Source organism: Cohnella algarum, assembly GCF_016937515.1.
Classification (GTDB): domain Bacteria; phylum Bacillota; class Bacilli; order Paenibacillales; family Paenibacillaceae; genus Cohnella; species Cohnella algarum.
This window is the reverse complement of record NZ_JAFHKM010000002.1, coordinates 848,333-873,076: the sequence shown is the minus strand read 5'-3', so window position 1 is coordinate 873,076 and position 24,744 is coordinate 848,333. Positions and strand designations below refer to the sequence as shown.

20 protein-coding genes, 1 pseudogene and 1 other annotated feature are annotated in these 24,744 nt (G+C 58.3%); all 21 genes and pseudogenes read left to right on the top strand.

What is annotated here, in order from left to right:
* Positions 1 to 240 precede the first annotated feature (240 nt).
* The 21 genes and pseudogenes from rlmB (at position 241) to fusA (ending at position 24,693) form a co-directional block, all read left to right on the top strand.
* A complete protein-coding gene (rlmB, locus tag JW799_RS04130; RefSeq protein WP_240353501.1) occupies positions 241 to 1,035 on the top strand; it encodes a 23S rRNA (guanosine(2251)-2'-O)-methyltransferase RlmB in 795 nt (264 codons plus the stop codon).
* A complete protein-coding gene (locus JW799_RS04125) occupies positions 1,022 to 1,570 on the top strand; it encodes an NYN domain-containing protein (RefSeq protein ID WP_205428742.1) in 549 nt (182 codons plus the stop codon). Before rlmB ends, JW799_RS04125 begins: the two co-directional genes overlap by 14 nt.
* A 160-nt stretch (positions 1,571 to 1,730) precedes the next feature.
* The gene (locus JW799_RS04120; RefSeq protein ID WP_080836672.1) at positions 1,731 to 3,077 is read left to right on the top strand and encodes an ISLre2-like element ISTco1 family transposase; all 1,347 of its coding nucleotides are present in this window, start codon (positions 1,731 to 1,733) and stop codon (positions 3,075 to 3,077) included.
* 236 nt (positions 3,078 to 3,313) lie between these two features.
* Positions 3,314 to 3,964: an RNA polymerase sporulation sigma factor SigH gene (sigH, locus tag JW799_RS04115; RefSeq protein ID WP_080832003.1), complete on the top strand. Its 651-nt coding sequence runs from the start codon at positions 3,314 to 3,316 to the stop codon at positions 3,962 to 3,964.
* A gap of 346 nt (positions 3,965 to 4,310) precedes the next feature.
* Entirely contained in the window at positions 4,311 to 4,460 is a 150-nt protein-coding gene (rpmG, locus tag JW799_RS04110; RefSeq protein WP_080832002.1) for a 50S ribosomal protein L33, read from the top strand.
* An 18-nt stretch (positions 4,461 to 4,478) separates the two neighbouring features.
* The gene (gene secE / locus JW799_RS04105; protein ID WP_080832001.1) at positions 4,479 to 4,688 is read left to right on the top strand and encodes a preprotein translocase subunit SecE; all 210 of its coding nucleotides are present in this window, start codon (positions 4,479 to 4,481) and stop codon (positions 4,686 to 4,688) included.
* 23 nt (positions 4,689 to 4,711) lie between these two features.
* Positions 4,712 to 5,245, top strand: coding sequence for a transcription termination/antitermination protein NusG (gene nusG, locus JW799_RS04100; protein ID WP_080832000.1), 534 nt, complete (start codon positions 4,712 to 4,714; stop codon positions 5,243 to 5,245).
* 80 nt (positions 5,246 to 5,325) lie between these two features.
* Positions 5,326 to 5,751, top strand: coding sequence for a 50S ribosomal protein L11 (gene rplK, locus JW799_RS04095; RefSeq protein ID WP_080831999.1), 426 nt, complete (start codon positions 5,326 to 5,328; stop codon positions 5,749 to 5,751).
* Positions 5,752 to 5,914: 163 nt separating this feature from the next.
* The gene (gene rplA, locus JW799_RS04090; RefSeq protein WP_080831998.1) at positions 5,915 to 6,607 is read left to right on the top strand and encodes a 50S ribosomal protein L1; all 693 of its coding nucleotides are present in this window, start codon (positions 5,915 to 5,917) and stop codon (positions 6,605 to 6,607) included.
* Positions 6,608 to 6,665: 58 nt separating this feature from the next.
* Positions 6,666 to 6,843, top strand: a sequence feature (ribosomal protein L10 leader region).
* Positions 6,844 to 6,898: 55 nt separating this feature from the next.
* Complete coding sequence (gene rplJ, locus JW799_RS04085) at positions 6,899 to 7,402, top strand: 50S ribosomal protein L10 (protein ID WP_080831997.1); 504 nt, start codon at positions 6,899 to 6,901, stop codon at positions 7,400 to 7,402.
* 95 nt (positions 7,403 to 7,497) lie between these two features.
* Positions 7,498 to 7,866 carry a 50S ribosomal protein L7/L12 gene (rplL, locus tag JW799_RS04080; RefSeq protein ID WP_080831996.1) on the top strand — a complete coding sequence of 123 codons (369 nt, stop codon included), beginning with the start codon at positions 7,498 to 7,500 and terminating at the stop codon, positions 7,864 to 7,866.
* Positions 7,867 to 7,978: 112 nt separating this feature from the next.
* Positions 7,979 to 8,587, top strand: coding sequence for a class I SAM-dependent methyltransferase (locus tag JW799_RS04075; protein WP_080832036.1), 609 nt, complete (start codon positions 7,979 to 7,981; stop codon positions 8,585 to 8,587).
* A gap of 309 nt (positions 8,588 to 8,896) precedes the next feature.
* Positions 8,897 to 11,266 (top strand): S-layer homology domain-containing protein, encoded by a 2,370-nt coding sequence (locus tag JW799_RS04070; RefSeq protein ID WP_205428741.1) that lies wholly within the window; start codon positions 8,897 to 8,899, stop codon positions 11,264 to 11,266.
* 531 nt (positions 11,267 to 11,797) lie between these two features.
* Positions 11,798 to 15,342, top strand: a pseudogene (rpoB, locus tag JW799_RS04065) (DNA-directed RNA polymerase subunit beta).
* Between the two features lie 144 nt (positions 15,343 to 15,486).
* Positions 15,487 to 19,077, top strand: coding sequence for a DNA-directed RNA polymerase subunit beta' (gene rpoC / locus JW799_RS04060; protein ID WP_205432801.1), 3,591 nt, complete (start codon positions 15,487 to 15,489; stop codon positions 19,075 to 19,077).
* 286 nt (positions 19,078 to 19,363) lie between these two features.
* Entirely contained in the window at positions 19,364 to 19,621 is a 258-nt protein-coding gene (locus JW799_RS04055) for a protein kinase family protein (protein WP_176220575.1), read from the top strand.
* Positions 19,590 to 20,495, top strand: a complete 906-nt coding sequence (locus JW799_RS04050) for an ABC transporter ATP-binding protein (protein WP_205428740.1) — start codon at positions 19,590 to 19,592, stop codon at positions 20,493 to 20,495. The genes JW799_RS04055 and JW799_RS04050 overlap by 32 nt, the downstream gene beginning before the upstream one ends.
* Positions 20,492 to 21,196, top strand: a complete 705-nt coding sequence (locus tag JW799_RS04045; protein WP_205428739.1) for a hypothetical protein — start codon at positions 20,492 to 20,494, stop codon at positions 21,194 to 21,196. The genes JW799_RS04050 and JW799_RS04045 overlap by 4 nt, the downstream gene beginning before the upstream one ends.
* 421 nt (positions 21,197 to 21,617) lie before the next feature.
* Positions 21,618 to 22,037: a 30S ribosomal protein S12 gene (rpsL, locus tag JW799_RS04040; RefSeq protein WP_080831990.1), complete on the top strand. Its 420-nt coding sequence runs from the start codon at positions 21,618 to 21,620 to the stop codon at positions 22,035 to 22,037.
* A gap of 73 nt (positions 22,038 to 22,110) precedes the next feature.
* Positions 22,111 to 22,581 (top strand): 30S ribosomal protein S7, encoded by a 471-nt coding sequence (gene rpsG, locus JW799_RS04035; protein ID WP_080831989.1) that lies wholly within the window; start codon positions 22,111 to 22,113, stop codon positions 22,579 to 22,581.
* 36 nt (positions 22,582 to 22,617) lie between these two features.
* Positions 22,618 to 24,693, top strand: coding sequence for an elongation factor G (gene fusA, locus JW799_RS04030; protein ID WP_080831988.1), 2,076 nt, complete (start codon positions 22,618 to 22,620; stop codon positions 24,691 to 24,693).
* The last annotated feature ends 51 nt before the right edge of the window (positions 24,694 to 24,744 follow it).

Here is a 24,744-nt window from a genome sequence, read left to right as displayed (position 1 = left end):
CGCACGCGATCTCCGGGGGCCCCGGGAGCTTCGCGGAAGCCGAACGGGGGCGGGCGTCCCGGGGACAACCGCGGGAGAGCCGAATTCGCCGGCGGGCCGGAGCGGGGCCGTCCGGCCGCAAGCGCGCAGCAGCGCGATCGCGGGCAGGCCGGGCAACCGGACCGCGAACGGGCGGACCGGCGGGACCGCCAGCCGCAGCGACGATACCAGGCGGAAAGGGAAGGCGAGGAGCGCGAGCTTTTGGCGGACCGGGAGGACGAGGCGTCCGGGGAATATCTGGCCGGCAAGCATCCCGTGCTCGAAGCGCTGAAGGCCGGACGGTCCCTCAACAAAATATGGCTGTCCAACCAGGCCCAGCGGCATGCGGTGCAGCCGATTATCGACGAGGCCAAGGCCAGGGGCGTCGTCGTGCAGTTCGCGGACAAGCGCAAGCTGGACGGCCTGGCGCCCGACATGGCGCACCAGGGGGTAGTCGCGCAGGCGGCCGCCATGTCCTACGCCGACGTGGAGGACATGCTCGCCCTGGCGGCGGAACGGGGCGAATCGCCGCTGCTCGTGCTGCTGGACGAGGTGGAGGACCCTCACAACCTCGGCTCGATCCTGCGCACGGCGGACTGCACGGGGGCGCACGGCGTCATCGTGCCGAAGCGGCGCAGCGCCAGCCTGACGGCCGTCGTGGCGAAAACGTCGGCCGGGGCGGTCGAGCACGTTCCGGTGGCGAGGGTGGCCAATCTGGCGCAGACGATCGACCGGCTGAAGGAAGCCGGCGTGTGGATCGCCGGAACGGACGTCTCGGCCGCCCAGGAGGTGTACCGGGCGAATCTGAAAGGCCCGCTCGCCATCGTCATCGGCAACGAAGGCAAGGGAATATCCCGCCTCGTGCGGGAAAAGTGCGATTTCCTGATCTCCTTGCCGATGTTCGGAAAGATCAATTCGCTCAACGCGTCCGTCGCCGCCGGCGTCATTTTGTACGAAGCGGTGCGTCAGCGCCATTCCGGCCCTCAAGCTTCGGAGGGCGGGCATGCTCAATCGTGAAGACGTTCTGATCGTCGACGGCTACAATATGATCGGGGCCTGGCCGGAGCTGGAGAAGCTGAAGCTGGAGCGGCTGGAAGACGCGCGCGATCGCCTGCTCGATTTGCTGGCGGAATATCAAAGCTATTCCGGGGTCAAGATTACGGTCGTCTTCGACGCGTTCCGGGTTCCCGGAGCCGGCGCCGCCTTTCGCCAGCACCGGCTGCAGGTCTTGTTCACCCGGGAGAAGGAAACGGCGGACGAATGCATCGAACGGCTCGTCGGAGACATGAAGTCGGTGCGGCGCAACGTGTACGTCGCCACCTCGGACCAGGTGGAGCAGACCGTCGCCTTCGGCCGCGGGGCGTTCCGCGTGACCGCCCGGGAGCTTCGGCTCGCCATCGAAGAAGGGCGCAGGGAGATCGAGTCCGCCATCCGCCGCGAGCCTCCGCCGAAGCGGAACCCGCTCGCGGGCGTGCTCCGTCCGGACGTTCAGCTTCGCCTCGAGCGGTTGCGGCGGGGGGGAACGTTTTCGGAGGAGGACGGCGAGGAATAGGGAAAGGATTCGTGTCGAAACCCGGGAACCCTTGTCAAATCGGGTTGATAGTGTAAAATCTCTGTGGGTGTAGGAATTGGAAAAAGCGGATATAGAAAAAGAGCTTCTCCCTTGGTAAAGTGATGTTTGCGCACAACACACCAAGAAGGAGGAAGCTCCTGTGAGCCACTTTACCACAACAATGCCGACGATGAAAGAGATTGAGCAATGGATTTTCCGGAAAATGCAGGAGGAATTCGCTCGTGCGATGAAGCAGGTACTGGAGGCGCTGGATCAGCAGATCCTGGAGCAACGGGACCGAGAGCGTTATCGAGTAAAGGACGAGCGTGAAACAAGCGTCAACACAGTGTTCGGGAATGTGCGCTTTAAGCGGAGATTGTACTGTGACCGTAGAAGCGGCAAACACGTGTATCTGCTGGATCAGCTGTTGCAATTCGAAGGGCGCGGGAAAGTCAGTCCGCATTTGGAAGAGACAGCAATCGCATTCGCAAGCCAAGGACCGTCGTACCGGGACAGCGCAAAGAGGCTGGAGCAGCTTTTGGGCTACAATGTGCTGAGCCACCAAGCGATCAGGGAAAAACTGATGGAGCGTGCGCAACAGCCGATGCCAGCGGTGAAACGGCGCGCTGCCCGCGTGCTGTTCGTGGAAGTGGATGGGCTGTACACGAAGCTGCAGCGGAGCAAAAAGCGCGGGATGGAGAACGCAATTGCAGTCGTACACGAAGGCTGGGAGAAGAACGGCAAGCGGGTACAGCTGAAGAACAAACAGCATTACCTGCATACGAGCGGCGGCGACTTCTGGGAAGGGTTCGGGGACTTTCTGGTGGAGCGTTACGAAATCGACGAGAACACGTGGCTTGTGGTGAACGGAGACGGCGCGGCGTGGATCGGGGAATGTACATCCTACTTTCACCAATGTCTGTACATGCTGGACCGCTTTCATGTGGCGCGTGATTTGAAACGCTTTGTTGGTCATTTGCCGCAGGTGTGGGAGACCGTGAGACGGTCTTTGGCCAAACAGGATGCAGCCGCGCTTATGGCGGTCCTGGAAGGCGTGTCGGAGCAAGAGATAGCGGAAGAGAACCGGAAGGATTGGAAGCCGTATAAAAGATTTCTAAAGCGGCATGAGAAGCATTTGGACGACTACCGAAAAACACTCCAGGCGAAGGGGATCGACACAAGCGGTATGCGCCCGATGGGAAGCGCGGAATCGCAGATGCGTATATTCGCCAAGCGGACGAAGCGTGGCGGGTACAGTTGGAGTGAGCGAGGCGTCAGGGCGATGCTGAGGACGATGATGAGGATTCAAGAAGCGGGCACGGTGGTAAGAACGGTTGAAGGACAAGCGAGTAAGCAGGCAACGCCGCAGCAGTCGATAAACATGCGGCAATTGCTCAAGAACGTGACGCAACCGGTCAAGGGTTGTATCGCTGGAATGATTCGCATGCTGCAAGGACCGAAGCAAAGCAGCACAACGGGTATGGCACTCAAAGCACTTCGCGGATAACGGCAAAAAATTCTGACAAATCACTTGTGTTTGATGAAAGAACGAAGCAAAGCGCTTACAAGGAAGAGGTTCCTTCGGGGTTCGCGTTCCAGGCATCTTAAATGACTGCCCACGCTAGCTTGACACTGACAATCGGGTTTGATCGGTTGACGCTATTGGTTTCATCAAGTATATTGGTATAAGATTGGTAGTTTACTTGCTAGATCAACTCGCCTTGACGGTCGGAGGGATGATTCGTGAGCTTAGACGTAAACGAGCTGGCAACACACGAATATGACTTCAAGGCCGACGAGGACATCGTAGAAGCCGTTCATGAAGGAAATTCCGAAGCGCTCGAGTACTTGATCCATAAATACCGCAATTTTGTCCGCGCGAAGGCTCGCTCCTACTTTTTGATCGGCGCGGAACGGGAGGACATCGTACAGGAGGGCATGATCGGCCTGTACAAGTCGATCCGGGATTTCAGAGGCGACAAGCTGGCGTCCTTCAAGGCGTTTGCCGAATTGTGCGTCACCCGCCAGATCATTACGGCGATCAAGACGGCGACCCGTCAGAAGCATATTCCGCTCAATTCCTACGTTTCCCTGGACAAACCGATCTACGACGAGGATTCCGACCGGACGCTGCTCGACGTCATCTGCGGCTCGAGAGTGTGCGATCCCGAGGAGCTCATCATCAACCAGGAAGAGTTTTTCGGGCTTGAGGACAAGATGTCCGAAATTTTAAGCGACCTGGAGCGCAAGGTGCTCATGCTTTATCTGGACGGCCGGTCCTACCAGGAAATCGCCGTCGATCTCGACCGGCACGTCAAGTCGATCGACAACGCGCTGCAGCGGGTGAAGCGCAAGCTGGAGCGATATCTCGAAGTGAGGGATTTCGGGAACTGACCATACATAAGCGCCGTCGGCAGAAGCTTTTCTGCCGGCGGCTTTTATTGTCGGCGGGCCGCGGAGCGGCGATTCTCGCGAGACGCGGTTAAAGCGGGCGAAATATTGGTAGAATGGTAATGAGCTCTGTGGCCGGAGTCGCGTTGCTGCCAGCAAAGCGCGGAACCTTTTCGTTGACATCGAATAGGCCCTGTGATAAAGTATTTTAGTAACCTTAAGGTGGAGTTCTGTGCGCAGGTCCGGATTCGGGATGAAACGCCAGGTTTCGTTGTCGTAGGGCGGCGAAGCGGGAGGATCGCCCGGATTCAATATGTTTATGAGGTTGGCAACCCGGGAGGTGGAACACATGCGGGTAGTGGTTACGATGGCTTGCACGAACTGCAAGCAACGCAATTATACGACCAGCAAGAACAAGCGGACGCATTCCGAACGCATCGAGCTGAAAAAGTACTGCAAGTTTTGCAATGAACATCACGTTCATCGCGAAACGCGGTAAGTTCTAGGAGGTTTGGACGTGACTTTCCTGGCCAAAATGAAACAGAGCTTCGGGTCCTTTTTTGCGTTTTTCGGCGATGCCTGGGGTGAACTGAAAAAAGTCCGCTGGCCCAAACGTAAGGAACTCGTCAGCTACACGATCGTCGTTATGGTGACCGTGGTTCTGGTGACTCTCTACTTCTGGGTATTGGATATTATCATTTCGCAGCTCGTCGATCTCGTCATTTGACGCCGGACCCTAAGGTGACATCGATGGAGAAAAGATGGTATGTTGTCCATACGTACTCCGGGTATGAGAACAAGGTGAAAACCAACCTGGAGAGACGCGTGGAGTCGATGGGCATGCAGGACAAAATTTTCCGCGTGCTCGTGCCGATGGAAGAAGAGATCGTCAACAAGGACGGCAAGAAGAAGACGGTGATGCGCAAGGTGTATCCCGGCTACGTCCTCGTTGAAATGATTCAAACCGACGACTCTTGGTACGTGGTCCGCAACACGCCCGGCGTTACCGGGTTTGTCGGATCTACCGGTTCGGGATCGAAGCCGACGCCCCTCCTGCCCGAGGAAGCGGAGCAAATTTTGCAGCACATGGGCATGGAAGAGCCGAAGCCGGTCATCGATTTCGAATTGAAAGAGAACGTACGGGTCAAGGTCGGGCCTTTCGCGAATTTTGTCGGCTCGGTGGAAGAAATTCTCCACGACAAGAGCAAGCTGAAAGTGCACGTCAACATGTTTGGCCGGGAAACCCCGCTTGAGCTGGATTATACTCAGGTGGAGAAGATATAACTATCTCTGTAGGTTTCTGTAAGAGCGGGAGGGGCCGACGGCTCCGTTTCACCGCATTTTGGGGCAAGGAGGTGTGCATCATGGCGAAAAAAGTCATTAAACTGGTCAAGCTGCAAGTGCCGGCAGGGAAAGCGAACCCGGCGCCGCCGATCGGTCCGGCATTGGGTCAAGCCGGCGTGAACATCATGGCGTTCTGCAAAGAGTTCAACGCTCGTACGGCAGATCAAGCCGGTCTGATCATCCCGGTTGTCATTACCGTGTTCGAGGACCGTTCCTTCACGTTCGAAACGAAGACGCCTCCGGCCGCCGTATTGCTGCGCGTAGCCGCAGGGATCGAAAAAGGCTCCGGCGAACCGAACAAAAAGAAAGTCGCAACCGTCAAACGGGCCAAAGTACGCGAGATCGCCGAGCAAAAAATGCAGGATCTGAACGCGGCTTCCGTCGAAGCGGCCATGCGTATGGTCGAAGGTACCGCCCGCAGCATGGGCGTTACGATCGAAGACTGATTCCGGACGGAACGTTGTTGCGCCCGGAAGCTCCGGATGCAAATCCGGAAGCAGCCTCGTCCGCCGGTCCCGACGGATCGGAAAACGGATGGCGGTTAGCGGGCCGGCAAGGCTCGCGTGTGGGAGGACATTTCCGTTAATACCACAGAAGGAGGAGAACATAATGGCTAAAGTAGGCAAGAAGTATGCAGAAGCCGCCAAGCTGATCGATCGCGACGCCACTTACGAGGCGCTCGAAGCGATCGAACTCGTGAAAAAAGCGGCATCGGCCAAATTCGACGAATCCGTCGAAGTAGCCGTGCGTCTCGGCGTAGACCCGAGAAAGCAAGACCAAAACGTCCGCGGCGTCGTTGTCCTGCCTCACGGCACGGGCAAAACGAAACGCGTTCTCGTATTCGCCAAAGGCGACAAGCTGAAGGAAGCGGAAGCTGCCGGCGCCGATTATGTCGGCGATCAAGACCTCATCAACAAAATCCAGCAGGGTTGGTTCGAGTTCGACGTCTGCGTCGCGACTCCGGACATGATGAGCGAAGTCGGCAAGCTCGGCCGTATTCTCGGGGGCAAAGGCCTCATGCCGAACCCGAAAGCCGGCACGGTTACGAACGACGTAACGAAAGCCGTGCAAGAGATCAAGGCCGGTAAAATCGAATACCGTCTGGACAAAGCCGGACAAATTCACGCTCCGATCGGCAAGGTATCGTTCGACGCCGAAAAGCTGAACGAAAACCTGAAAGCCCTGATCGACGCGCTGAACCGCGCGAAGCCGGCGGCTGCCAAAGGCGTGTACCTGAAGAACATCTCGATTTCTTCGACGATGGGACCGGGCGCGCGCGTGAACGTTGCGGCTTACCGTTAATCGTTCCCATTAAACGGCGATTGACATCCGCCATGCGTTCATGTTAAGCTGGCAGGGTTAAAGTTGAATATGGATACCGTAGACCGTAGGTGCCGCGAGGCTTAATTTCCTACCGAGGTGTGTGAATAGAGTTTGGCCGACTTTTCGCGCTTCCGGCATGATGCCGGAAGACGAAGGGAAGGCGAACGAACACGTCATGCCTCCGCAGCGTCTGCGGAGGCATTTTTAATGCTTCTGCCAGGCGCGGCGGGAACGATACGGTGGAATCAAGAACCAGGAGGTGTGTGCGAAATGGCAAATGCAAAAATCATCGAAGCGAAAGCCCAGGAAGTGGAAGCGATCGCGACGAAGCTGCGCGAAAGCGCGAGCACGGTCGTCGTCGATTACCGCGGCCTGAACGTGGCTCAAGTAACCGAGCTGCGCAAACAGCTGCGCGAAGCCGGCGTCGAGTTCCAAGTTTTGAAAAACTCCCTCGTCAGCCGTGCCGCGGCCAGCGCCGAGCTGTCCGAACTGGACGCCGTCCTGACGGGCCCTACGGCCGTCGCGTTCAGCAAAGACGACCTCGTTGCCGCAGCTCGCATTTTGAACGGTTTCGCGAAGAAAAACGATGCGCTGCAACTGAAGGGCGGCGTCGTGGAAGGCCGTTACATCGACGCGGCGCAAGTGAAGGCGCTGGCCGACCTGCCGTCCCGCGAAGGCTTGCTGTCCATGCTGCTCAGCGTCCTGCAAGCTCCGATCCGCAACTTCGCGCTGGCGGTCAAAGCCGTCGCCGAGAAGAACGAAGCGAGCGCCTAATCCGCAGGAAGCCGCCTGAGGGCGGAGTTCTCCCGGCATAAGCGCGAATTTTGCACCGCACAGAAATCAATTTAAAATTAATGGAGGGTATATCCATGAGCAAAGAGTCTATCATTGAGGCCATTAAAGGCCTTAGCGTTCTGGAACTGAACGATCTGGTCAAAGCAATCGAAGAAGAATTCGGCGTAACGGCGGCTGCTCCGGTTGCAGTCGTCGGCGGCGGCGGCGGCGCGGCTGCCGAAGCGGCAGAGCAATCCGAATTCGACGTCGTGCTGGTCGAAGCCGGCGCTTCCAAAATCAACGTCATCAAAGTCGTTCGCGAAATTACGGGTCTCGGCCTGAAAGAAGCGAAAGACGTTGTCGACAACGCTCCGAAGCCGATCAAAGAAAAGGTCGCCAAGGAAGAAGCCGAATCGATCAAAGCCAAGCTCGAAGAAGCAGGCGCAAAAGTCGAAGTCAAGTAATTTTGCGGCATAGAAGCAAACCCCTTGAAGATGATCTTCGAGGGGTTTTGTTCGCGATGAGGAGGCAAACTAATCATCGTTTACGTTGGAGGACGAGGAGCTTGACTTGCCCATGAGCGATCACTATTACACGGAGCGGCCGACGGCCGCCAGCGACCGGCGAACCCTTCGGGAGGAGCTTAGAGGGTTTCCTTTCCGTTTCGTCTCCGATGCCGGCGTGTTTTCGCGAGGCGAGGTGGATTACGGGAGCCGAGTGCTGATCGATTTTTTGGACATCCCGGAAAACGCGAGCGTGCTCGACGTAGGCTGCGGCTATGGCCCGATCGGCCTTGCGGCCGCCCGCCTTGCGCCGCGAGGACATGTCACGATGGTGGATGTCAACGAGCGCGCCGTGGCGCTTGCCCGCGAGAACGCGGCCTTGAACGGAATCGCCAACGTCACCGTTTTGCAGAGCGATCTGTACTCGGCGGTAGAAGGCTCGCGTTTCGACGTCATTTTGTCCAATCCGCCCATCCGCGCGGGAAAGGCGGTCGTCCATCGAATTTTGGCGGAAGCGAAAGATCTTCTCCGTCCCGGAGGTTCGCTGTGGATCGTCATCCGCAACAAGCAGGGGGCTCCTTCGGCGAGAGCGAAGCTGGAAGAGACGTTCGGCGAGGACGCCGTCGAAGAGATGGGGAAGGACAAAGGCTATCGGATTTACCGGGCGACGGTTCCGGGCTGAACTTGCGGCGGCGCGCGAACGGGGAACGCGAATCGCCGCAAGCCGCCGTCAATAGCGGCTTTTTCGATCGGGGATGGGGACAGGAAGCTTTTCGGGGCAGCGATGCCGGCGGAGGGCTTTTTTTGTGCCTGAAAATTTCGCCTTCATGGCCGTATGTGCCCCGAAAACCTGACGTCCGAATTAACGCCCCATATACAAACCGTTAACACAATTCGGTTTAAACTATTTTGCGCTTGTCTTATAGTAGGTCTGTAAATCGGCGCTTCAGATACTTGCGGCCATGTCGTCGCTTCGGGGGAGGAGAAAGGTTTGATTCGATTTGAGGGGAAAAGAAAGCTTTTGTCGCTGTTGACGGCCTCGTCCATGCTGTTGCTGTCGGCGGTGTCGATCGCGGGACTCGGAGGGGCAGCCCCCGCATCCGCCGCTTCGCCGGATTTCGAGCTGCGCATTTTGCACACCAACGACACGCACGCGCACCTCGACACCGCTCCCAAACGGGTAACGGCGGCGAAGCAAGCCCGAACGGAAAACACGATTCTGGTCGATGCGGGCGACGTTTTTTCCGGTACGCTTTATTTTAACCAATTCAATGGACTGGCCGACGTCTGGTTCATGAACTTGATGGGCTACGATGCCATGACGTTCGGGAATCACGAGTTCGACAAAGGGCCGGGAGCGCTTGCCGATTTTATCGAGGCGGCGAATTTCCCGTTCGTCAGCTCCAACATCGATTTTAGCGCGAACGCCGAAGTCGGCGGCCTGTTCAAAGGAGAGATTGGCGCGGCGAGCGTTACGGGAGCGGTCTATTCGTCCATCGTCAAGGAAGTGGGCGGGGAACGCATCGGCATTTTCGGCCTGACGACTCCGGATACGGTTTCGCTTTCCTCTCCGGGGGATACGATCGTTTTCGAAGATTATAAAGCGAGCGCGGAGACGGCCGTGACTAAGCTGAAGGAGGCGGGAGTCGACAAAATCGTCGTCCTGTCCCATCTCGGCTATACCGAGGACGAGAAGCTGGCTCGGCAGGTGAGCGGCATCGACGTCATCGTCGGCGGCCACTCCCATACGAAGCTTGAAGAGCCGGTCGTTTACAATGCGGACGGCGAGCCGACGCTGATCGTGCAAACGGGCGAATACGGCGACAACCTGGGCCAGCTCGATGTCACGTTCGACGAACGGGGCGTGCTGAAAGCCTGGAGCGGAAAGCTGCTCGCCGTCGACGGGTACGAGGACGATGCGGAAGCTGCGGCCAAGCTGCAGGAATTTGCGGCGCCGCTCGATGAACTGCGGAAAACGGTCGTCGGCAAATCGGAAGCCGCGCTCGACGGATCGCGCGAAACGGTCCGGAAGGGGGAGACCAACCTCGGCAACCTCATCGCGGACGGCATGCTGGACAAAGTCAAAAGCATCGTGCAGGCGCCGGATGCGGCGGGCTATGTGACGATTCAGAACGCGGGCGGCATTCGCGCTTCGATCGACGAGGGAGACATTACGCTCGGCGAGGTGCTTACGGTCATGCCGTTCGGCAACAATCTGACCGCATTGAAAATGACCGGACGGGAGATCGCGGCCGCGTTGGAGAACGGGGTAAGCGGCGCCGAATCCGGGGAGGGCCGCTTTCCGCAGGTAGCGGGCATGCGTTTCTATTACGATTCCGCGAGGCAGCCGGAAATCGTCGATTCGGTTACGGGCGAAGTGAAGCAGGAAGGTTCGCGCATCGTCAAGGTGCAGATCGAAGGCGCGGACGGCAGCTATTCGGATATCGATCCGAACGCTTATTATATCGTGGCGACGAATTCCTTTCTCGCCGGAGGCGGCGACTTCTACCGTTCGATGGCCGCGGCCAAGGAAGACGGGCGGCTGTACGAGCTGAACCTGGTCGACTACGAGGTGTTCGTCGATTACTTGAGCCGGCTCGGCACGGTCAATAGCGAAACGGAAGGGCGCATTACGGACTTGCTTGGCGGACCGCTTCCCGGCCAGGGCGTCGTCATCCCGTTGCCTTCGAACGGTTCGAACGGCTCCGGCGGGAACGGCGCGAACGGCGAAGAACAAACCGACGGCGGAAGCGCGCCGGACGACGGCGAAGAAGGTTCGTCCGGCAGCGGCGAGCCGTCCGGCGGGGAGTCTCCGGCAATCGAATTCTCCGATACGGCAGGGCACTGGGCGGAGGCTTCGATTCGTCAAGCGGCGTACTTGGGCATCGTCGACGGCTATCCGGACGGCGAATTCCGGCCCGACGCGCCGGCGACCCGCATCGAGTTCACGGCGATGCTGGGCAGGGCGTTCAAGCTGGAAGGCGAATCGTCATCGCCCGATTTCGCGGACGAAATTCCGTCCTGGGCAAGAAGCTATGTGGCGCAGGCAGCGGCCAAAGGCATCGTGACCGGCTATGCCGACAAAACGTTCCGGCCGAACGGGACGCTGACCCGGGTCGAGATGACGGTGATGGCGGTTCGCGCGCTCGGGCTGCCGACCGATCCGGCCGCAAGTCCCGGCTTTGCGGACGACGACCGGATCCCGCAATGGGCGCGGCCATACGTCGCGGCGGCCTACGAAGCGGGACTCGTCGGGGGGACCGGCGGCAATCTGTTCAGCCCGAACCGCGAAGCGACGAGGGCTGAAGCGGTCGGGCTGCTTCTGGCCGCGGCGGTTCTGGCCGGCGCAAACGGAAACTGATATTCAAGGAAGGCGCTGCCGGCGGGCTCGAGTACGTCGCAGCTCCCGGCCGTTTCCATAAGACCGGCAGGCGAATTCTTTCCTGCCGGTCTTTCTCTTGCGAACGAAACGGTTTTTTGAAACGGGTTCGCGAAATTTGGTATACTGTCCTTGTCCGGGTCCCCCTTTTATTCAAATCAAAAAAGATTTGACTCCTCATTTTCAATGTGATATCATTAAAAAATGTCAGTATTAGGATGGGCTTAATGTCTTTAGCAGACTAAAATGTCAAGTCCTAATCGCGTTTTGGGAATAAGTTTATGCCGATAGGCGTATAATGAGTTTGTTTTGGGCAAATGACTGGATAGAGACGCCATTGTGCCGCCAATCGGCGCATAAGGGCTTTTCTTTATTTATGTCTATCGGGCTTTTGCTCGTGCGGACCTTTTGCGCCTAGAGTGTCATACGCCCGCGAGTCGGCTGCCTCTGCTAGTGCTGGAGAGAGGATCTCGTTCTCGCTTGTGTTTAAGTAGAACGAAGGGGTGAGGTAAATTGGCAGGACATCTTGTTCAATATGGTCGCCGAGAGCGGCGCAGCTATGCCCGCATCAAGGAAGTGTTGGAGGTTCCGAACCTGATCGAGATTCAAATGCAATCGTACCAGAAGTTTCTGGACGACGGTTTGCGCGAGATCTTTCAGGACATTTCGCCGATTCAGGACTTCACGGGCAATCTCGTGCTGGAGTTTATCGATTACAGTCTCGGAGAACCGAAGTATTCCGTCGATGAGTCCAAAGAGCGCGACGTGACGTACGCGGCCCCGCTGCGCGTCAAAGTCCGGCTGCTTAACAAAGAAACCGGCGAAGTGAAGGAGCAGGAAGTGTTCATGGGCGATTTTCCGCTCATGACCGAAACCGGCACGTTCATTATCAATGGCGCGGAACGGGTCATCGTCAGCCAATTGGTGCGCTCCCCGAGCGTCTACTACAGCACGAAAGTGGACAAAAACGGGAAAAAGACGTTTACCGCGACGGTCATTCCGAACCGCGGCGCTTGGCTTGAGCTGGAAACGGACGCGAAGGACATCATTTACGTCCGGATCGACCGCACCCGCAAAATTCCGGTAACCGTCCTTCTCCGTTCGCTCGGCTTCGGGTCGGACGCCGAAATTCTGGATTTGCTCGGCCACGACGAATATATTCGCAACACCCTTGAAAAAGACAACACCGACTCGACGGAAAAAGCGCTTATCGAAATTTACGAGCGCCTTCGCCCCGGCGAGCCGCCGACGCTCGAGAACGCGCGCAATTTGCTCATCGCCCGCTTTTTCGATCCGAAGCGTTACGATCTGGCCAACGTCGGCCGCTACAAAATCAACAAAAAGCTCCACATCAAAAACCGTCTGTTCAACCAACGCCTCGCCGAGACGCTGGTCGATCCTTCCACGGGCGAAATTATCGCGGAAGCCGGCAAGGTCATCGACCGCCGCCTGCTCGATTCCATCATGCCCATGCTGGAGAAGAACGTCGGGTTCAAGACGTACCGCGTAACGGGCGGCGTCCAGGAGGCGGAGGACATTCCGCTCCAAAGCGTCAGCGTGTACTCGAACGTCGAAGAAGGCAAAGTCGTGAAGGTGATTTCCAACGGCATCATCGACAAGTCGGTGAAGAACATCACGCCTGCGGATATTATTGCCTCGATCAGCTATTTCATCAACTTGCTGCACGATATCGGCAGCACGGACGACATCGACCACCTGGGCAACCGTCGTCTGCGTTCCGTCGGCGAGCTGCTGCAGAACCAGTTCCGGATCGGCCTGTCCCGGATGGAGCGCGTCGTTCGCGAGCGGATGTCGATCCAGGACCAGAACGCGATCACCCCGCAGGCGCTCATCAACATTCGCCCGGTCATCGCGGCGATCAAGGAGTTTTTCGGCTCCTCGCAGCTGTCGCAGTTTATGGACCAGACGAACCCGCTTGCGGAATTGACGCACAAGCGCCGCCTGTCCGCGCTCGGTCCCGGCGGCTTGACGCGGGAACGCGCCGGCTTCGAAGTGCGGGACGTGCATCCTTCCCACTACGGGCGGATGTGTCCGATCGAAACGCCGGAAGGTCCGAACATCGGCTTGATCAACTCGCTGTCGACGTTCGCCCGCATTAACGAGTACGGCTTTATCGAAGCTCCGTACCGCAAGGTCGACCACACGACCGGCGTCGTGACGGACGAAGTCGTCTATATGACGGCGGACGAGGAAGACAACTACATCATCGCCCAGGCGAACGCCGCGCTGACCGAGGAAGGCAAATTCGCCGACGACATGGTCATCGTCCGCTACAACAAGCAGGCGGACAACATCCTGACGATGCCGAGCGATCGCGTCGACTTCATGGACGTATCGCCGAAGCAGGTCGTATCCGTCGCGACGGCGATGATCCCGTTCCTCGAGAACGACGACTCCAACCGCGCGCTCATGGGTTCGAACATGCAGCGCCAGGCGGTTCCGCTGCTCGTGCCGGACGCGCCGCTCGTCGGCACCGGCATGGAGCATAAAGCCGCCAAGGATTCGGGCGTGTGCGTCGTCTCCAAGTACGACGGCGTCATCGAGCGCGTCACGGCCAACGAAATTTGGCTGCGCCGCACCGAGATCGTCGACGGCAAGGAAGTGAAAGGCGATCTCGTCAAATACAAACTGCAAAAGTTTATGCGTTCCAACCAGGGAACTTGCATCAACCAGCGCCCGATTTGCCGCAAAGGCGAAATCGTCAAAAAAGGCGACATCCTGGCGGACGGCCCGTCCACGGATACCGGGGAATTGGCGCTCGGCCGCAACGTCGTCGTCGCCTTCATGACGTGGGAAGGCTACAACTACGAGGATGCGATCCTGCTGTCCGAACGGCTCGTGCGCGAAGACGTCTACACTTCGATCCACATCGAGGAGTACGAGTCGGAAGCGCGGGACACGAAGCTCGGACCGGAAGAAATCACGCGCGACATCCCGAACGTCGGGGAAGACGCGCTGCGCAACCTTGACGAGCGCGGCATCATCCGCGTCGGCGCGGAAATCGGCGCCGGAGACATTCTCGTCGGCAAGGTAACGCCGAAGGGCGTGACCGAGCTGACGGCGGAAGAGCGTCTGCTGCACGCGATTTTCGGCGAGAAGGCGCGCGAAGTGCGCGACACGAGCTTGCGCGTGCCTCACGGCACCGACGGCATCGTCGTCGACGTGAAGGTGTTCACTCGCGAGAACGGCGACGAATTGCCGCCGGGCGTCAATCAGCTCGTGCGCGTCTATATCGCGCAAAAACGGAAAATCTCCGAAGGCGACAAGATGGCCGGACGCCACGGCAACAAAGGGTTATCGCCCGCATCCTGCCGGAAGAAGATATGCCGTTCATGCCGGACGGAACGCCGGTTCAAGTCGTCTTGAACCCGCTGGGCGTCCCGTCGCGGATGAACATCGGCCAGGTGCTGGAAGTCCACCTCGGCATGGCATGCAAAAGTCTCGGCATTCGCGCCGCGACGCCGGTATTCGACGGCGCGCACGAATCCGACGTTTTCGATACGATGGAAGAAGCCGGCATGCAGCGCAACGGCAAAACGATCCTGTACGACGGCCGCTCGGGCGAACCGTTCGAACGCGAAGTCACGGTCGGCGTCATGTACATGATCAAGCTGGCCCACATGGTCGACGACAAGATCCATGCCCGTTCGACCGGCCCGTACTCGCTCGTTACGCAGCAGCCGCTCGGCGGCAAAGCCCAGTTCGGCGGCCAGCGGTTCGGGGAAATGGAAGTATGGGCGCTGGAAGCCTACGGCGCCGCCTATACGCTGCAGGAAATTTTGACCGTCAAATCCGACGACGTGGTCGGCCGGGTGAAGACGTACGAGTCGATCGTCAAAGGCGAGAACGTGCCGGAACCGGGCGTTCCGGAATCGTTCAAGGTCTTGATCAAGGAGCTGCAAAGCCTCGGCATGGACGTGAAGATTTTGTCCGGGGACGAGCAGGAGATCGAGATGAAGGAAATCGACGACGAAGACGATGCGACCGGCGACAAGCTCAATCTCAATCTCGAAGGTTCCGAAGTCGGCGTAGATTGACAGGCTGAACGGGGAACGGCGCCAGCCGCCGTTCTTCTGCCGCTTGTAAGGGCAGACAACCGTCCGCCCTGCCATTTGTTTCGAAAATCGCAGCAACCATGAAGGAGGGCTTGCTCCTTGTTAGACGTCAACAATTTCGAGTTTATGAAAATTGGCTTGGCTTCCCCGGACAAAATTCGGTCCTGGTCGAGAGGCGAAGTGAAAAAGCCGGAAACGATCAACTACCGGACGCTGAAGCCGGAGAAGGAAGGCCTGTTCTGCGAGAAGATTTTCGGGCCGACCAAGGATTGGGAATGCCATTGCGGCAAATACAAGCGCGTCCGCTACAAAGGCGTCGTCTGCGACCGCTGCGGCGTCGAAGTGACGCGCGCCAAAGTGCGCCGCGAACGGATGGGCCATATCGAGCTGGCCGCGCCGGTTTCGCACATTTGGTACTTCAAAGGGATCCCGAGCCGGATGGGGCTGGCGCTCGACATGTCGCCCCGTTCGCTTGAAGAGATCATCTACTTCGCATCCTACGTCGTGACCGACCCGGGCGACACGCCGCTGGAGAAAAAACAGCTTTTGTCCGAAAAAGAATACCGCAGCTACCGCGAGAAGTACGGCTATGCGTTCCAAGCGGGAATGGGAGCCGAAGCGGTCAAAAAGCTGCTTCAGGATATCGATCTCGACCGCGAGCTGGAAATGCTCAAGGAAGAGCTGCGCACGGCCCAAGGCCAGCGCCGCAACCGCGCGATCAAGCGCCTGGAAGTGATCGAGGCGTTCCGCAATTCCGGCAACCTTCCGGACTGGATGATCCTGGACGTGCTTCCGGTCATTCCGCCGGAGCTGCGCCCGATGGTTCAGCTGGACGGCGGCCGCTTCGCGACGAGCGACCTGAACGACCTGTACCGCCGCGTGATCAACCGGAACAACCGGCTGAAGCGGCTGCTCGACCTGGGCGCTCCGGACATCATCGTCCAAAACGAGAAGCGGATGCTCCAGGAAGCCGTCGACGCGCTGATCGACAACGGCCGCCGCGGCCGTCCGGTCACGGGCCCGGGCAACCGTCCGCTCAAATCCCTCAGCCATATGCTGAAGGGCAAGCAAGGCCGTTTCCGTCAGAACCTGCTCGGCAAACGCGTCGACTATTCCGGCCGTTCCGTTATCGTCGTCGGCCCGAGCCTGAAAATGTACCAATGCGGCCTGCCGAAGGAAATGGCGCTGGAGCTGTTCAAGCCTTTCGTCATGAAGGAGCTTGTGCTTAAAGGCCAGGCGCACAACATCAAGAGCGCGAAACGGAAAGTCGAGCGCGTCAGCCCCGAAGTGTGGGACGTGCTCGAAGAAGTGATCAAGGAGCACCCGGTTCTGCTGAACCGCGCGCCGACGCTTCACCGTCTCGGCATCCAGGCGTTCGAGCCGACGCTCGTCGAAGGCCGCGCCATCAAGCTGCACCCGCTCGTCTGTACGGCGTACAACGCCGACTTCGACGGCGACCAGATGGCCGTTCACGTTCCGCTGTCCGCCGAAGCGCAAGCGGAAGCCCGCCTGCTCATGCTGGCGTCCGGAAACATCCTGAACCCGAAGGACGGCAAGCCGGTCGTTACGCCGTCGCAGGACATGGTCCTCGGCTGCTACTACCTGACGATGGACAACAAGGAAGCGAAAGGCTCCGGCCTGCGCCTCGCCGACGTCAACGAAGCGGTGTCCGCTTACCAGCGCGGCGTCGCGGACCTGCATGCGCGCGTCGTCATTCCGGCCAAGGCGCTCAAGAAAGAGTCGTTCACGCCGGAGCAGCAGGACGCATTGCTCGTGACGACGATCGGCAAAATCATTTTCAACGAAATTTTCCCGTCGTCGTTCCCGTACATCAACGAAGCGACGAAGGAAAATCTGCTGAAAGGCACGCCGGATAAATATTTCATCTACGACAAAGGCGCGGACGTCGACAAGTTCATGGCCGAGCTTGGCACGCCGGGCGCCGTCGGCAAAGAATATTTGGGCAACATCATCGGCGAGTGCTTCAACCAGTACCACACGATGAAGACGTCGGTCATTCTCGACGACATCAAGCAGCTCGGGTTTACCTACTCCACGCGCGCGGGGATTACGGTCGGCGTCGCCGACGTTATCGTTCCGCAGGAAAAGGCGAAAATTCTCGAGCAATCCGAGGAAAAGGTCAAGGTCATTACGAACCAGTACCGCCGCGGCTTGATTACCGACGAAGAACGCTACGACCGCGTCATCGACATCTGGTCGAAGACGAAGGACGAAATTACGGACGTCCTCATGAAATCGATGGACCGTTACAACTCCATCATGCTCATGGTCGACTCCAAGGCGCGGGGCAACAAATCGCAGATCACGCAGCTCGGCGGGATGCGGGGCCTTATGGCGACGCCGTCGGGCCGCATCTTCGAGCTTCCGATCAAATCGAACTTCCGCGAAGGCCTGACCGTCCTCGAGTACTTCATCTCGACGCACGGCGCGCGTAAAGGTCTTGCCGATACGGCGCTGCGGACCGCCGACTCGGGTTACTTGACCCGCCGTCTCGTCGACGTCGCGCAGGACGTAATCGTTCGCGAGGAAGATTGCGGCACGGACAAAGGCATCGTCGTGTCGCGGATCGAGGACGGCAAGGAGATCATCGAGGATCTGTACGACCGCATCGAAGGCCGCTACGCGTTCGAGACGGTGCGCCATCCGGAAACCGGCGAAATTATCGTCGGCCGCAACGATTTGATCGACTCGGTCAAAGCCGAGGAAATCGTGTCCGCGGGCGTCACGAAGCTGCAAATCCGTTCCGTGCTCAGCTGCCGCGCCCGTCACGGCGTCTGCAAAATGTGCTACGGCCGGAACCTGGCAACCGGCAAAAAAGTCGAGATCGGCGAAGCGGTCGGCATCATCGCCGCCCAATCGATCGGCGAACCGGGTACGCAGCTGACGATGCGCACGTTCCACACCGGGGGCGTTGCGGGCGATGACATCACGCAAGGTCTTCCGCGGATCCAGGAGCTGTTCGAAGCCCGGAATCCGAAAGGCCAGGCGGTCATTTCCGAAATCGACGGCGTCATCAAGGAAATTCGCGAGGCGAAAGACCGCCGCGAAATCGAAGTTCAAGGCGATGCCGAAACGAAAGTTTACTCCGTTTCGTACGGTTCGCGCATCCGCGTTTACGAAGGATTGCAAATCGAGGCCGGCGACGAGCTGACCGACGGTTCCATCGATCCGAAGGAAATGCTGCGCATCAAGGGCGTCCGAGGCGTGCAGAACTACATTCTGCAGGAAGTGCAGCGGGTATACCGGAACCAGGGCGTTGAAATCAACGACAAGCACGTCGAAGTCATGATCAAGCAGATGCTTCGCAAAATCCGGATCGTCGATCCGGGCGACACGACGCTTCTGCCCGGCGCGTTCGTCGACGTGCACGAATACGAAGCGGCCAACCGCGAAGCGATCATGGCGGGTCTCGAGCCTGCCGTCGCGCGTCCGGTGCTTCTCGGGATTACGAAGGCTTCGCTCGAAACCGACTCCTTCCTGTCGGCGGCGTCCTTCCAGGAAACGACGCGCGTGTTGACCGACGCCGCCATCAAGGGCAAAGTCGACCGCCTGCTCGGCCTGAAAGAGAACGTCATTATCGGCAAGCTCATTCCGGCGGGCACGGGCATGTCGCGTTACCGCAACATCCGCATCGTCGATCCGCTCGACGAGTCCGCGGAAGAGGCCGAAGGCCTCGAAGCCGTCACGATCGAATAAACCGGCTTGCCGGTTACAAAAGCAGCGCCCTCGCGGCGCTGTTTTTTGCATGCCGGAAAGTTTAGGTTCTTCGCCTTGCGAAAGCGTTTTAGGAAAAATTAGGGGAGGAGGAGTGGGGCCGCGCAAGCGAAAGGAGCTAGGTTGGATTTTGTCCAATCTAAAGAGCGGAAAACGGGGAAACCGTGGGCTAGAGTGGATTTAATCCAACGAGAAACATGGAATTTGGGTGAAAAGGCGGAAAAGGCCTCGCCAGATTGGACAAAATCCAACGAAGATGACGTGTTTCGTGGAAACACCGGTTTTGGTTGGACAAAATCCAACCAAGCTTCGCCGAACTCAGCATCCTCCCGATTCGTCCTGCTCAACCCTGCTCAACCCTGCATTCTTCGCGCCACAGCAAATTTTAGCAGGCTTGATTCCGTTTTTGCCTGCCGCATTTGCAACTTTCCGTCGCCCGTTTCGTAAAAAGGGTGTTCGATATTTGCCGAAACGAAATCGCGGAGACGAAAAATATGAGCCCATCCCCCATCATCAAACTGAATGACGCTTGCAAAAGCTACGAAGGCCGGACCGTGCTTTACCCGTTGACGCTGGACATTCGGTCCGGAGAGACCGTCGCCGTCGTCGGAACGAACGGCTCGGGGAAAAGCACGCTGCTGAAAATACTGGCGGGCCTCAGCCGGCTGACGGGCGGAAGCCGTGCCGTCGGCACCTCGGGAGGGAAGGCCGCGAGATTCGGTTTTGCGCCGGATCGGTTTCCGAAGCTTCGCTTTACGGCAATCGAGTATTTAAGCCATATGGCTGCCATATCGGGCATGGAGAAGAAGTCGGCCGGGCAAAGAATCGAAAGGCTGCTGCAAGACTTCGGCCTCGATTCGTACGCCGAGCTGCAGATTCGGCATTTTTCCAAAGGGATGCTGCAAAAAATCAACGTGATCCAGGCGGCGTTGGGGGAGCCCGACTTGTTGCTGTTGGACGAGCCTTTTTCCGGATTGGACGTCGAGACCCAGGCGGACCTGTACGGCAAGCTTGCCCGGCTGCGCGAGGATGGAACCGCGATCGTGATCACAGGACACGAAAACGATTGGCTGCCGCGACTTGCCACCCGCATATTGTCGCTCAAGGAGGGACGATTGCTGGATGACCGGCAGGCAGCGGTGGAATCGGCTCCGCTTTGCGCGGTGGAGTGCCGGGTTCCGGAGTCGGCGGCGGAAACCGTCATGGCCCTGCTGAACCGTCCGGAGTTGCCGGGAATGGTCAGCTACTCGCTGTCGGGCGGAAAGCTGGCCTGCCGGATTGAATCCGCCCGCTGCGACGGCTGGCTGCTCCGGCTGTTGTCCGGAGGAGCTTCGGTCGTGTCGGTGGCCCGGACATACGGGGAAGAGCCGCAAGACGGGCAGAGGAGGGACGGACGATGAAGGCTCTCCTTCGTTATTTTTTCCGCGACTACCTTCGTTCGATTCGGTATTTGCCTTCTTTTCTGGCGTTCGCGATCGTGCTGATCGTCGTCTACAGCGTCGCTCCGAACCCGGTCATGAACAGTTACTCGTTTACGGCCGTCTGGCTGTTTTTGGCGATGGCCTGGATGGCATACGGATATATCGACGCGGAAAACGAAACCCAGCAGATGGTGACCGTTCTGCGCGCGGGCAACGCCGTCCGGTATTACCGCGCGAAGCTGCTGCTTATCATGCTGATCGGAGCCGCGCTCGCTGTCGGAGCCGTCGCTTATCCCGCGATTTTGGACAAGTTCGACAGACCGCCCGATTTGTCCGAGCTGACCGCGGCATTGACGGCGCACATCGCGATCGCCTGGCTTGGCATCGGGTGCGCGAGTCTGTTTTCGTCCAAACTGATCGGAAGAAAACAAACCTCGCTTATCGGCCTGCTGCTTGTTCTGGCTCTGGCGATTGCCGGATTCGGCGTTAGCGAACGGCTGCCCGAGCTGATCAAATTTGTCGCGTGGAGCTTGCCGCCGGCATTTCGCGTCATGGACGTTTTGATCCGATTCGACGAGCGCTCCGCAGGCGGGGTTGCGTTTACGATCGCGTTTGCGGCGCTGTATTCGCTCGCGCTGATGGAAATCGCCTGCAGGCTGATGAAGCGGAAATTGTTCTGAAAAAAAATCGGCCGCTTCGCCTGTTTTCAACCGGCCGAATTCTTGACATCCCAAAGCCCAGGTGCTACTATATCATAGTGTGTGCCTGACCTTAATGTATTCATCTGTATTTTATCGCAGATAGAGGAAGGCGGCGCAGGGTGCTCTTTTTCACCCGGCTATCCGGATTCGCACGTTGTTCTAAGAGAATGTGCGATCGGACGATGCCCGGCTGATTAGCGCGCAATCGATGTCGGCACGGCAATGGCCGCGGTCGTGGAGATATAAGTTCTTTAGGGTTCTAACCGTTCTTATCGCAAGAGGGAAACGGTCAGACCCTTTCGCACTTCTCAAAATGAACCGCCTGGATCTGTGGGCTTCGCAAACGGATGCTCGGCCGTAAACCGTATCTGCCTCAAAATCATGGGAAGGGGGTGGCAACATGCCAACAATCAACCAGCTCGTACGCAAAGGCCGTGAGCCTAAGGTGGTAAAATCGAAATCTCCTGCACTGCAGAAGGGCTTCAACGCGCTGAAACGCGAAGAAACCGATCTGAGCTCCCCGCAAAAACGCGGTGTCTGCACTCGCGTAGGTACGATGACCCCGAAGAAGCCGAACTCGGCGCTTCGCAAATACGCCCGTGTTCGCTTGACGAACCGCGTAGAAGTGACCGCGTACATTCCGGGAATCGGCCACAACCTGCAAGAGCACAGCGTCGTGCTCATTCGCGGCGGCCGGGTCAAGGACCTTCCGGGTGTCCGTTATCACATCGTTCGCGGCGCGCTCGATACCGCAGGCGTCAACAACCGCAAGCAGGCCCGTTCCAAATACGGAACGAAGCGTGCTAAAGCGAAGAAATAATAGGCAGCCGTCCTAGAACGGATGTATAGGCGCGGCTATGCGCTACCAACAATGGGGAAGGAGGAATTTTTCGATGCCACGGAAAGGACCGGTACCGAAACGGGACGTTCTCCCGGATCCGGTATACAACAGCAAACTGGTTACCCGGCTCGTCAACCGGATCATGATCGACGGCAAGAAAGGCGTTGCCCAACAACTCCTGTACAATGCCTTCAATCTGATTCAGGAGCGTTCCGGCAAAGATCCGATGGAAGTATTCGAAGCGGCCATCAAGAACATCATGCCCGTTCTCGAAGTCAAGGCTCGCCGCGTAGGCGGCGCCAACTACCAAGTTCCGGTTGAAGTCAAGCCGGAGCGCCGCACGTCCCTCGGACTGCGCTGGCTCGTCAACTACTCCCGCAATCGCGGAGAGAAGACCATGGAAGAACGTCTCGCGGCCGAAATCATGGATGCTGCCAACAACACGGGAGCAGCCGTAAAGAAACGCGAAGACACGCACAAAATGGCAGAAGCCAACAAAGCGTTCGCACACTACCGCTGGTAATCCCGCGGAGCTGAAGAACCGAAAGGAGACAAATGCATGGCAAGGGAGTTCTCCTTACAGAATACGCGCAATATCGGCATCATGGCGCATATTGACGCGGGGAAGACGACGACCACCGAACGGATCCTGTTCTACACCGGACGCGTCCACAAAATCGGCGAAGTGCACGAAGGCGCCGCCACGATGGACTGGATGGAGCAAGAGCAGGAGCGCGGCATCACGATTACTTCGGCCGCCACGACCGCTCAATGGAAGGGTCACCGCATCAATATTATCGACACCCCGGGACACGTTGACTTTACCGTGGAAGTCGAGCGCAGCTTGCGCGTATTGGACGGAGCCGTTGGCGTATTCAGCGCCAAAGAAGGGGTGGAACCGCAATCCGAGACGGTATGGCGTCAAGCCGACCGTTACGGCGTTCCGCGTATCGCTTACGTCAACAAGATGGACATCATCGGCGCAGACTTCCTCAATGTCGTCAAAGACATGCGCGAGCGTCTGCAAGCCAATGCCGTCGCCATTCAACTGCCGATCGGCGCCGAGAACGACTTCAAAGGCATGATCGACCTGATCGAACGGGTTGCTTACGTTTATCAAGACGATCTTGGCAAAGAGCCGCTCAAATCCGAAATCCCGGCCGAGCTTGCGGACAAGGTGGAAGAGCTGCGTCTTGAATTGGTAGAAAAAGTGGCCGAGCTGGACGAGGAACTGATGATGAAGTACCTCGAAGGCGAAGAGCTGACGGTCCCCGAGATCAAAGCGGCTCTCCGCAAAGGCGTCGTCGAAGTGAAAATCTTCCCCGTCGTCTGCGGCTCGTCTTACCGCAATAAAGGCGTTCAGCCGATGCTGGACGCAGTCGTCGACTACCTGCCGGCTCCGACCGACGTACCGGACATCAAGGGTACGCTCGAGGACGGCACGGAAACGACGCGCAAATCGGCCGACGATCAACCGTTCGCCGCGCTTGCGTTCAAAATCATGACCGACCCGTTCGTCGGCAAGCTGACGTTCTTCCGCGTCTATTCCGGCGTTCTGAACTCCGGTTCGTACGTCATCAACGCGACGAAGAACAAGCGCGAACGGATCGGACGGATTCTGCAAATGCACGCGAACAGCCGTCAGGAGATCAGCGTCGTTTACTCCGGCGACATCGCCGCTGCCGTCGGTTTGAAAGACACGACGACGGGCGATACGCTGTGCGACGAGAAGAACCCGGTTATTCTCGAATCCATGAACTTCCCGGAACCGGTTATCCAGCTTGCCGTCGAGCCGAAAACGAAGGCCGACCAAGACAAGATGGGGATCGCTCTGCAGAAGCTGGCCGAAGAAGACCCGACCTTCCGCGCGCATACCGACGAAGAAACGGGACAAACGATCATCGCCGGCATGGGCGAGCTTCACCTTGAAATTCTCGTCGACCGGATGCTTCGCGAGTTTAAAGTCGAAACGAATGTCGGCAAGCCGCAAGTCGCTTACCGCGAGACGTTCCGCCAAGCCGCGAAGGTCGAAGGCAAGTTCGTTCGCCAATCCGGCGGCCGCGGCCAATACGGCCACTGTTGGATCGAGTTCGAACCGCTCGAAGCCGGAGCAGGCTTCGTATTCGAGAACAAGGTTGTCGGCGGCGTCGTACCGCGCGAATACATCGCGCCGGTACAAGCCGGTATCGAAGAAGCGATGAAAAACGGCGTGCTTGCCGGCTTCCCGCTCGTCGATATCAAGGCTACGATCTTCGACGGATCGTACCATGACGTCGACTCCAACGAAATGGCGTTTAAGATCGCCGGCTCCATGGCGCTTAAAAACGCGAAAGACAAATGCGCTCCGGTTCTGCTCGAGCCGATCATGAAAGTCGAAGTTACCGTTCCGGAAGAGTATATGGGCGATGTCATGGGCATGCTCAGCTCCCGCCGCGGACGCATTGAAGGCAGCGATACCCGCCATGGCGCTTTGATCGTCAGAGCGAAAGTACCGCTCGCGGAAATGTTCGGCTATTCGACCGTACTTCGTTCCGGCACCCAAGGCCGCGGCGTGTTCTCGATGGAACTGTCGCACTACGAAGAAGTGCCGAAATCGATCGCGGACGAAATCATCTCGAAGAACAAAGGCGCTTGATCCGTTCTGGATTTGGACGGGCCGAGGCCGGCGCATGCCGGCTTCCCCCGT

Excerpts from the sequence above, each read along its gene's own strand:
- JW799_RS04125 (WP_205428742.1), top strand. The coding sequence starts at position 1,022 with ATGCTCAATCGTGAAGACGTTCTGATCGTCGACGGCTACAATATGATC.
- rpmG (WP_080832002.1), top strand. The coding sequence starts at position 4,311 with ATGCGGGTAGTGGTTACGATGGCTTGCACGAACTGCAAGCAACGCAAT.
- nusG (WP_080832000.1), top strand. The coding sequence starts at position 4,712 with ATGGAGAAAAGATGGTATGTTGTCCATACGTACTCCGGGTATGAGAAC.
- rplK (WP_080831999.1), top strand. The coding sequence starts at position 5,326 with ATGGCGAAAAAAGTCATTAAACTGGTCAAGCTGCAAGTGCCGGCAGGG.
- rplA (WP_080831998.1), top strand. The coding sequence starts at position 5,915 with ATGGCTAAAGTAGGCAAGAAGTATGCAGAAGCCGCCAAGCTGATCGAT.
- rplJ (WP_080831997.1), top strand. The coding sequence starts at position 6,899 with ATGGCAAATGCAAAAATCATCGAAGCGAAAGCCCAGGAAGTGGAAGCG.
- rplL (WP_080831996.1), top strand. The coding sequence starts at position 7,498 with ATGAGCAAAGAGTCTATCATTGAGGCCATTAAAGGCCTTAGCGTTCTG.
- JW799_RS04075 (WP_080832036.1), top strand. The coding sequence starts at position 7,979 with ATGAGCGATCACTATTACACGGAGCGGCCGACGGCCGCCAGCGACCGG.
- rpoC (WP_205432801.1), top strand. The coding sequence starts at position 15,487 with ATGAAAATTGGCTTGGCTTCCCCGGACAAAATTCGGTCCTGGTCGAGA.
- JW799_RS04050 (WP_205428740.1), top strand. The coding sequence starts at position 19,590 with ATGAGCCCATCCCCCATCATCAAACTGAATGACGCTTGCAAAAGCTAC.
- JW799_RS04045 (WP_205428739.1), top strand. The coding sequence starts at position 20,492 with ATGAAGGCTCTCCTTCGTTATTTTTTCCGCGACTACCTTCGTTCGATT.
- rpsL (WP_080831990.1), top strand. The coding sequence starts at position 21,618 with ATGCCAACAATCAACCAGCTCGTACGCAAAGGCCGTGAGCCTAAGGTG.
- rpsG (WP_080831989.1), top strand. The coding sequence starts at position 22,111 with ATGCCACGGAAAGGACCGGTACCGAAACGGGACGTTCTCCCGGATCCG.
- fusA (WP_080831988.1), top strand. The coding sequence starts at position 22,618 with ATGGCAAGGGAGTTCTCCTTACAGAATACGCGCAATATCGGCATCATG.